Source organism: Amycolatopsis circi, assembly GCF_003385235.1.
Lineage (GTDB): Bacteria > Actinomycetota > Actinomycetes > Mycobacteriales > Pseudonocardiaceae > Amycolatopsis > Amycolatopsis circi.
This window is the reverse complement of record NZ_PQIA01000047.1, coordinates 50964-59112: the sequence shown is the minus strand read 5'-3', so window position 1 is coordinate 59112 and position 8149 is coordinate 50964. Positions and strand designations below refer to the sequence as shown.

General features: G+C 69.3%; 11 protein-coding genes. 3 read left to right on the top strand and 8 right to left on the bottom strand.

The window, feature by feature from the left end; translation table 11 throughout:
* The 5 genes from D0D37_RS21285 to D0D37_RS21265 all read right to left on the bottom strand — a co-directional run.
* Positions 1–790, bottom strand: a 790-nt coding sequence (locus tag D0D37_RS21285; RefSeq protein ID WP_244223602.1) for an AfsR/SARP family transcriptional regulator, incomplete at its 3' end; no start/stop codon positions are given.
* A 175-nt stretch (positions 791–965) separates the two neighbouring features.
* Positions 966–1361 carry a hypothetical protein gene (locus D0D37_RS21280; RefSeq protein ID WP_116202317.1) on the bottom strand — a complete coding sequence of 132 codons (396 nt, stop codon included), beginning with the start codon at positions 1359–1361 and terminating at the stop codon, positions 966–968.
* A 133-nt stretch (positions 1362–1494) separates the two neighbouring features.
* A complete protein-coding gene (locus D0D37_RS21275) occupies positions 1495–2151 on the bottom strand; it encodes a response regulator (RefSeq protein WP_116202316.1) in 657 nt (218 codons plus the stop codon).
* Positions 2148–3302: a sensor histidine kinase gene (locus D0D37_RS21270; RefSeq protein ID WP_116202315.1), complete on the bottom strand. Its 1155-nt coding sequence runs from the start codon at positions 3300–3302 to the stop codon at positions 2148–2150. Before D0D37_RS21270 ends, D0D37_RS21275 begins: the two co-directional genes overlap by 4 nt.
* Positions 3299–3907: a CcdC protein domain-containing protein gene (locus tag D0D37_RS21265; RefSeq protein ID WP_116202314.1), complete on the bottom strand. Its 609-nt coding sequence runs from the start codon at positions 3905–3907 to the stop codon at positions 3299–3301. Before D0D37_RS21265 ends, D0D37_RS21270 begins: the two co-directional genes overlap by 4 nt.
* Before the next feature lie 223 nt (positions 3908–4130).
* Here D0D37_RS21265 and D0D37_RS21260 point away from each other — a divergent pair, with 223 nt between their 5' ends.
* The gene (locus D0D37_RS21260) at positions 4131–4748 is read left to right on the top strand and encodes a VC0807 family protein (RefSeq protein ID WP_116202313.1); all 618 of its coding nucleotides are present in this window, start codon (positions 4131–4133) and stop codon (positions 4746–4748) included.
* Here D0D37_RS21260 and D0D37_RS21255 read toward each other — a convergent pair.
* Positions 4739–5188, bottom strand: a complete 450-nt coding sequence (locus D0D37_RS21255; protein WP_116202312.1) for a MarR family winged helix-turn-helix transcriptional regulator — start codon at positions 5186–5188, stop codon at positions 4739–4741. The two genes, D0D37_RS21260 and D0D37_RS21255, sit on opposite strands and share 10 nt — an antisense overlap.
* 47 nt (positions 5189–5235) lie before the next feature.
* Between D0D37_RS21255 and D0D37_RS46720 the strand changes: the two genes are divergently transcribed.
* Entirely contained in the window at positions 5236–5454 is a 219-nt protein-coding gene (locus D0D37_RS46720) for a hypothetical protein (protein WP_162834364.1), read from the top strand.
* 38 nt (positions 5455–5492) lie between these two features.
* The gene (locus tag D0D37_RS21250; protein ID WP_425266962.1) at positions 5493–6644 is read left to right on the top strand and encodes an FAD-dependent oxidoreductase; all 1152 of its coding nucleotides are present in this window, start codon (positions 5493–5495) and stop codon (positions 6642–6644) included.
* Here D0D37_RS21250 and D0D37_RS21245 read toward each other — a convergent pair.
* Both D0D37_RS21245 and D0D37_RS21240 read right to left on the bottom strand, forming a co-directional pair.
* Positions 6623–7219, bottom strand: coding sequence for a CPBP family intramembrane glutamic endopeptidase (locus tag D0D37_RS21245; RefSeq protein ID WP_116202310.1), 597 nt, complete (start codon positions 7217–7219; stop codon positions 6623–6625). The genes D0D37_RS21250 and D0D37_RS21245 overlap by 22 nt on opposite strands.
* On the bottom strand, positions 7216–8112 hold the full coding sequence (locus D0D37_RS21240) for an NAD(P)H-binding protein (protein WP_116202309.1): 897 nt from the start codon (positions 8110–8112) through the stop codon (positions 7216–7218). Before D0D37_RS21240 ends, D0D37_RS21245 begins: the two co-directional genes overlap by 4 nt.
* Between the last annotated feature and the right edge of the window lie 37 nt (positions 8113–8149).

The window sequence follows — 8149 nt, the reverse complement described above, 5'->3', positions numbered from 1 at the left end:
GTTCGGGGGCGGGCGCGGCCAGCGCGGGGTCGGCGGCGAGGATCTGCTCGTGCAGCCGCCGGAGCGGACGGCTGGGATCGGTGCCGAGTTCCTCGGCCAGAACGCGTTGCAGGCGATGGTAATGCTGCAACGCTTCGGCTTGGCGGCGACTTCGGTAGAGCGCCAGCAGGTACTGCCCGGCGAGGCGTTCGTCGAACGGGTGGTTCGCGGTGTCGGCGGCCAGTTCGGCGAGCAGTTCCGTGTGTCTGCCTTGGCGCAGCCGGATGTCGGCGAGGTCGAGGCGCGCGGTCCGCTGGCGCGCGGTGAGTGCGGCACGCAGCGAGCACAGCCATGGGATGTCGGCCGCGGCGGCGAGATCCGAGAAAGGCTTGCCTTGCCACAACGACAATGCCTGTTCCAAGGCGGTCGCGGCGTGGGGATCCAGCTCGTCCTGATTCTGTTGCTGCGCGGTGCGGGCTTGGGTCAGCAGTGCGTGGAAACGATGCAGATCGATCGCGTCCGGTTCGACGGAAAGCTGGTAACCGCAGCCGTTCCGGGTGAGCGCGACCTCCGGAACCGGAGCGAGAACCTTGCGCAGCAACGGAATGTTGTGCTGCACCGCCCGGCGCGGCTGCCGGGGGAGCGCGCCTTCGGGCCAGACCCGGTCGATGAGTTCGTCCATCGCGACCGTCTGATTGGCTTCGATCAGCAGCACCGCCGCCATGCAGCGCAATTGCGGATGGCCCAGTTCGATCGCACGGTCGTGCACCGTCACGCCAACAGGGCCGAGCAGACGGAATCGTACCGTCATCGTGATCACCCGTGAGCCGGTCGCCGGACCAAGACGTCCTGTGTCTAGCGGCTTTCGCCCGCCTCGGGCAACTGCCGAGGCGGATCTGCGGCGCTACGGGCGAGCAGTTTCGGCCAAGCGGACCGGAAAAGCGTCCGGGGCGGCCCGCCGGATGGCCGCCCCGGAACGTTTCGGACTAGGACAAGGCTTCCCAGTTAATGGTCCGCAGCGGCACGCCCCCGCAGGAAAGAACGAAACGGTAGGTGTTGCCCGCACGCATGACCGGGCCGTAGGACCGGCCATTGTTCGAGCAGACCAGGTAAACCCGCATCACGCCGACCTGGACCGAACAGCTGATGGCGGCGTCGTGGAACGGGGCCCGGGTGAAATAGCTGCAGTTGAACACCGGCGGCGTGGTGTTCGGCGCCGCGACCGCACCCGCTGAGCTGACGGTTCCGGTCCGCGCGGGGACGGCGGGGGCCGCGGTGGCGACGCTCGCGCCCGCGAACAAGGCGGCGATCGTCAGGGCGATGGCGAGGAACGGCTTGGCCGCCCGTCGGGAAAGAGAATCCGGTCCAGTGAATCGCAGCATAACGAATATTCCTTTGCGCCTGGGCGCACCTCGGATGGTGCGCCTCGCGACCCATGCTGTCCGGTCGGGGCGTCGCGGATGCGGCATCGATGCGTCATTGCGGAAACCGGGAAAAACCCTTGCGTTGATTCAGTTATTGCTGGTTCCGGCCGTTCTGGTAGTTGAGTGCGTAGCGGACCGCGTCGGCGCGCGAGTGGAAACCGGCTTTGGCGAAAAGGTTGTTGATGTGGGTTTTCACGGTGGCTTCGCTGATGACCAATTTGGCCGCGATTTCCGGATTGCGCAGCCCGTCGCCGATCAGGCCGAGGATTTCCCGTTCGCGCGCGGTCAGCGAGAGATCCGGTTCCGCGGGCGGGGCCGGTTTGGCGGCCAGCGCGAGCAACCGCCGTTGCACCTCAGGCGAGAGCACGGTCTGACCCTGTGCCGCGGTGCGCACGGCGTGCAGGATCGTGGTGCGGTCGGCTTCCTTGGTCAGGTAGCCGCTCGCACCCGCCTGCAGCGCGGCCAGGATCGATTTGTCGTCGTCGAACGTCGTCAGCACGAGAACCGTGGTCTCCGGCAGGGTTTCGCGGATGCGCCCGGTCGCCGCCACCCCGTCCAGCACCGGCATGTTGAGGTCCATCAGCACCACGTCCGGACGGTGCTGCCGTGCCGCCTCGACCGCTTCGGCGCCGTTGGTCGCGGTCGCCACGACGTCGACGTCCTCCGCGAGGTCGAGCATGACCGCGAGCGCCTCGCGGACAGTCGCCTGGTCGTCGACGACAACGAGGCTGATCGGGCGGTCGGTCATCGAGGCAGCTCCAGTTCCACGGTCCAGCCGTCGTCGGCCGGGCCAGCTTGCAGGGTGCCGCCGAGGAGAGCGGCCCGTTCGCGCATGCCGACGAGCCCGACCCCGGAACCACCGGCCAGTTCGGCACGCAGCGGTTCGGTCGCGGGCCCGTTGTGCACGGTCAGCCTGACCTGATCAGCGGTGAAGGCCAGCCGCAGGCTGCGGGTCGCGCCCGGCGCGTACTTGGCCGCGTTGGTCATCGCTTCCTGCGCCGCCCGGACCATCGTGTGCGTGGTCTCCGGGCCGACCGCTCCGGCCTCGCCTTCGACGACAAACTCAGCCGACGCGTGTTCGGCGAGCTGGCACAACGTCTCAGACAGCGGCAAGGTGTCTTCGCGCAGCGCGTGCACCGCGCGGCGGGTTTCGTTGATCGAGTCGACGGCGATGGCGCGCGCCTTGCGTACGGCGGCAGCTGCCTCGTCGTCGCGGCCTCTGTCGCGCAGCGCATCGGCCAAGTCCAATTGCAGCGCGATCCCGGAAAGCGAATGACCGAGCACGTCGTGGATCTCCCGCGCGATCCGGCCTCGCTCGACGAGCGCTGCCTCGCGCGCTTCGGACTCGCGGGCGCGCTGGGCGGCGGCCGCGGCGAGCTGCGCGTTGCGGACGGCGTCGAGGCGGTCGTGGTGCGAGATGCCGACCGCGACCGGCAGGCCCACGGCCAGGGTCACCCACACCGGCCACACCGGGAAGCCCGGGAACAGCAGTCCGACCGTCCAGGTCGCGGCGGCCGCGACGACCGTCCCGGCGACCGCGATGGTCACCGCGGCCCGGCGGGACGCGAGCTTGACTCCCGAGGCGGACGCGGCCACGAACGGGAACATCGCCGCGAACGTTCCGTGCGCCAGCGGCAGGAGCAGCGCGCCGAACAGCATGTAGACGCTCATCACGGCGATCTGCCGGTTCTCGGCCAGCCGGGTCCAGGGCAGCAGCGAGGCGATCCCGGCGAGCGAGGCGAGTGCGAACAGCGGCAAGGCCAATGGCCGGTACGCGATCTGCGCGCCCGGCCACTGAACCGCGGTGCAAGCGATGGCGGTGAGGACGAGGACGGGCTGGATCAGCTCGTCCCGGTACTGCCCGAGAAGCGACAGCGACCGCTGGTCCGGCGTGCTCATGGGACCAGGTTCCTCCTCGTCGGGGCGGCGTCGCGGGCGGACTGAGTGTTCCACTCCGCCGGACGGCCGTTGAGGTTGCGCTGGATGTTGTCCAGCAGCGGCGAGGTCTGCCCGGGAGCGCCGTCGCTGCCCCGGGTCCACATCACCTGGTGGCCGGCGCGCAGTGCGCGGTAGAGCACGACCAGTCCTTCGGCGAGGATGCCGACGCCGAGGGTGAGCAGCAGGCTGTTGGCGACGCCGCCGGCGTCCTGCGGGTCGAACGCGTCGAGCGCGAGGTTCACGCCGACCTTGACCACGATGTTCGCCACCCACAGCGCGACGGTGACTCCCGTGTAGCGGACGAAGGCGGTGCCGTCGCGCCGGGAGATCCGGACGCTCGTCCCGCGCAGAATGCCGAGGACGACGCTGATCGCCGCGGTCCCGACGAGGAAAACCATCGAGGCGGCCGTCTTCACCTCGCCGGACAAAGTGCTGAGGCCGACGACGGACAGCACCGCGGGCAGGATGAGCATCTGCTTGGCCTGCGCGGGTTCGCCGATCATCCGCCGCACCATCAGGTAGCCGACCGCCGCCACGATCAGGACGATCTCCACGGGTCCGCTCATGAGTTGTTCCTGCCTTTCGCTTCCGTTCCGATGCCGAGAAATCTACGGAGGAACGGCTTCGGAGTCGTGCGGTGCGCGGCGTATCCGCGGGTGGAGAAATCCCTCCACCCGAGCCTGGATTTCTCCACCCGGGATACGTCCGCAGCGGCAAGACGGCGGCAGTCCGCGACCGTAGCGTTCGGTGCCGAATCCCATCGGACAAGCCAAAATCGGGGAGTACGGCATGACCAAGTCCACCCGCACGCTGATCACCACGATGTTCCTGGACGTCGGGTTGTCCGTCGTCGCCTACTACGTGGCCAACCTGCTCGGAGCGAGCGCCTACGTGTCACTGCTGATCGGCACGATCGTCGCGGGATTGCGGACGATCTGGGTCGCGGTGGCGCAGCGCCGGATCGATCTGTTCTCGTCGTTCCTCGTGCTGCTTTTCGGCCTCGGTCTCGGGTTGAGCTTCCTCACCGGCGATCCGCGTTTGCTGCTGGCGAAGGAATCGGTGACCACCTTCTGCGCTGGCGTGGCCCTGCTCGGCAGCTGTGTGCTCGGCCGCCCGCTCGCGTACTACGCGGCACGACGCTTAGCGCACTCGGCGGGCGGCGACCAGCAGCGTCAATTCGACGCTGCGGCGGACAGCGCGACACTGCGGCGGCGCTGGTACCAGATCTCGCTGGTGTGGGGCGTCGGGCTGACCGCCGACTCGGTGCTTCGCATCGTGGGCGTGTACACGCTGCCGTTCGACACCGCTGCGGCTTGCTCTCAGGCCCTGCTGATCGTCGCCTTTGCCGGGCTTATCGGGTGGACTGTGCTGACCAAGCGGCGGTTCGAGCGGTTGGCTCAGGGCTGACGGTCGTAGGCGCGCATCGCAGCCGCGACGTCGTCCAGGAACGACAGGACCACCGGGACGTGCTCGGGGTCGAGCCGGTCGGTGATGGCTTCGATCTCGGTCACGAGCGGGTCCAGCGCGGTCCGGACGTCCTCGCGCGCGTGGTCGGTGGCGTGGAGGTGGACGCGCCGCCGGTCGGCCGGATCGGCGGCCCGGGCCAGGTGCCCGGCGGCGGCGAGCCGGTCGACCAGCACGGTCGCCGACGCCGAGGTGATGCCGAGCCGGTTGCCCAGTTCGCCCGGGCCGATCGGCTCGGCGCTGGAAACGACCTGGTCGATGGCTTGCACGTCGGTGACCCGCAGCGACAGCCTGCGCGCCAAGGCCGCTTGCATGCCCCGGCCCGCTTGCAGCAGTCGCCGGACCGCCAGGGAGACCTCGCGCGCCGCCTGCTCGTTCGCCACGGTCGCATAGTAGCTAGAAGTTCTAGCCAACCGGTACGCTGCTCGGTATGGCTAGAAAATCTAGCGAAGTCGCCTGGCTCGGCGCCGAGATGGAGCTGTTCGACGCCGATGCGGTCCCGGTGATTTCGGCTTATTTGGCCGCGGTGCAGGCTCCGTGGGCGCTCGCCGCGTTTCCGGTCGGACCCGACTCGTCGGCGGCTGAGATCGCCGCGCAGCTGGATTCCATGGCGGTCTTGCGCCTCGTGTCGGAAACGAGCGTCGCGTGACGGACCGCGTGGTCGTCGTGGGCGGCGGACCAGGCGGGATGGTGCTCGCGTACTTGCTCGGCCGGGCCGGAATCGCCGTCACGCTGCTGGAAGCGCATCAGGACTTCGACCGCGACTTCCGGGGCGATTCGCTGCACCCCTATACCCTCGAACTGCTCGACAGTCTCGGCCTGGCCGACCGGCTGCTCGCCCTCCCGCACCACAAGGCGCGCTTCTTCCGCTTCCACACTCCGGCCGGGTCGATCACCACTGCCGACTACGGCAAGCTCTCCTCGCCGTACAACTACGTCGCCCTGATGCCGCAGGCGAAATTCCTCGACTTCCTCGCTGCTGAAACCGCCGCGCTGCCCAGTGCGAGCGTCCGCACCGGAGCGAACGTCGTCGAGTTGAACCGCGAAGACGGCCGGATCATCGGCGTCCGCTACCGCGACGACGCCGGAACCCATGACTTGGCCGCCGCGCTCGTGGTCGGTGCGGATGGGAGGTTCTCCCGAATCCGGCGACTAGCCGACGCTCCGGCCCGCTCCCTCGGCGCTACCACCGACCTGCTGTGGTTCCGGCTGCCGCACCGTCCCGAGGACCCGCCGGACGCCGACGTGGACCTCTTCTTCGGACGGCACCACTACGTCGGCCTGCTCGCCGGGACAGACGGCTGGCAGGTCGGGTACAGCCTGCCCAAGGGCGGATACGCAGAGGCCCGCGAACGCGGCGTCGGTCCGATCCGGACGTTCCTCGCCGACCACGTGCCGTGGCTGGCCGACCGCGCCGATCTGCTGACCGATTTCAGCCAGACGACCCTGCTGTCGGTCGACATCTCCAGGGTGGAGCGCTGGTGGCGGCCGGGCCTGTTGCTCATCGGGGACGCCGCGCACGTCATCTCGCCGGTCGGCGGCAACGGGATCCTGATGGCCGTCCAGGACGCCGTCACCGCGGCCAATCACCTCGTCCGGGACCGGTCCGATGCCGCCCTCGCGCGGGTCCAAGCCGAACGCGAACACGCGATCCGGCAGGTGCAGGCTCAGCAAGTCCGGCTTGAACAACGCGCCGCCCGCGCGAGGGAGCGCGGTCGTCCCGCCGCTCCGCCGTATCGGCTGCTGCGGCTGCTCACCGGCATTCCCGGTGCCCGCGCTCGCGCCGCCCGCGCCAATGCCTACGGACCTACTCCGCCTCAGTTGGACCTGGGTTCCTGAGGCGGGAAAAGCCGCGGCAGGAAGCCGATCATCAGGGCGGACCAGGTCACGTGCGTCAGCAACGGTGCCTGCACGCCGCCGCCCCACCGGCGTTGCAGCGTGAAAAGCGTCCCCATCGTCGCCGACGCGAGCACCAACGCCGGATTCCGTGTCGATGTCGTGGAAAGCACGTACAGCGCGGTCGATTCTCGCGCACCAAAAGCGTCGTAAAGCGCACCGCGGAAGAAAACCTCTTCAGCGGCACCGGTTACGAGCGCAGTCGTCACGACCGTTGGCGTCGAGCCATGATGAGCGTGGCCGAGCACGCCGGTGATTGCCCGGCGCAGCAACGGAATCCGGCGAGCGACCAGCGCACAGCCGTAGAACACCCCGAAGGCGCCCGCACCCACCACTACCGGCTGCACGACGTCCGTACGACCCCGTGGCACCGGCCCCGCAGTTCGCGCACCGGCGAACCAGGTCGCCGCGACCGACGCGGTCAGCACCTGGAACCGTCGCGACCCCGGTTTGCTGGCCAGCGACGCGCCCAGCAGCCCGGACCCCGCCGCGGTCACCGCCTTCAGCAACGCCTTCACCTGGCCTGCCGTTTTCTTGCCCGTTCTCCCAGCGCTTGCAGGACGGCGTCGTTGTAACCCATCGGCTCGAATTCGACGATCCGGCGGATGGCGTCGTCGCGGACGACGACCTCGTTGCCCATCGAGTCGACCAGCGCGCGGCCGGTCGTGGCGTCGATGTCGGTGACCAGCGAAAGCCAGTAGGACGACAGCCGGGGCGAGAGCAGCGGGACGGGCACGATCAGCAGCATCCTGCCCTCGATTGTCGCGACGCGCTGCAGCATGTCCCGGTAGGTCAGCACTTCGGGGCCGCCGATGTCGAACGTCCGGCCCTCGGTCTCCGGATGCTCCAGCACGCCGGCGAGGTAGCGGACGACGTCGGCGAGCGCGATCGGCTGCGTGCGCGTGCCGACCCAGCGCGGCGTGATCATGGCGGGCAGGTGCTCGACGAGCTGGCGGGTCAGTTCCCACGACGTGCCGCCGTGCCCGATGACGATCCCGGCGCGCAGCACGGTCACCGGCACCCCGGTCTCCGCCAGCAGCCGTTCGACCTCGCGTCTGCTGGCCAGATGCTCCGACAGCGAGTCGCCGTCGTCCCCGAGTCCGCCGAGGTAGACGATCCGGCGCACTCCCGCCTCCGCCGCCGCGCGGGCGAACGCGCGGGCCGCGCTGGCGTCGCGCTGCTGGAAGTCGGCGCTGTCCAGGGAATGCACCAGGTAGTAGGCGACTTCGACGTTCTTGAGCGCGTCCCGCAAGGAACCGATGTCCGCGACGTCGCCGTGGACCGCCTCGCCCGCGCCGCGGTAGTTCTCCGGGCGGCGGGTCATGGCGAGCACGTCGTGCCCGGCTTCTTCGAGTGCCGGGCACAACCGTCTGCCGACGAACCCCGAGGCTCCGGCGACCAGTGCGCGCATGCTTGCGACGGTAGCCGGACGAGCGGAATTCCGCTGA

Bases quoted from the DNA above. Each gene is read 5' to 3' on its own strand.
- D0D37_RS21260 (WP_116202313.1), top strand. From the start codon at position 4,131: ATGACCAAGTCCACCCGCACGCTGATCACCACGATGTTCCTGGACGTC.
- D0D37_RS21250 (WP_425266962.1), top strand. From the start codon at position 5,493: ATGGTGCTCGCGTACTTGCTCGGCCGGGCCGGAATCGCCGTCACGCTG.
- D0D37_RS21240 (WP_116202309.1), bottom strand. From the start codon at position 8,112: ATGCGCGCACTGGTCGCCGGAGCCTCGGGGTTCGTCGGCAGACGGTTG.
- D0D37_RS21270 (WP_116202315.1), bottom strand. From the start codon at position 3,302: ATGAGCACGCCGGACCAGCGGTCGCTGTCGCTTCTCGGGCAGTACCGG.
- D0D37_RS21280 (WP_116202317.1), bottom strand. From the start codon at position 1,361: ATGCTGCGATTCACTGGACCGGATTCTCTTTCCCGACGGGCGGCCAAG.
- D0D37_RS21275 (WP_116202316.1), bottom strand. From the start codon at position 2,151: ATGACCGACCGCCCGATCAGCCTCGTTGTCGTCGACGACCAGGCGACT.
- D0D37_RS21265 (WP_116202314.1), bottom strand. From the start codon at position 3,907: ATGAGCGGACCCGTGGAGATCGTCCTGATCGTGGCGGCGGTCGGCTAC.
- D0D37_RS46720 (WP_162834364.1), top strand. From the start codon at position 5,236: ATGGCTAGAAAATCTAGCGAAGTCGCCTGGCTCGGCGCCGAGATGGAG.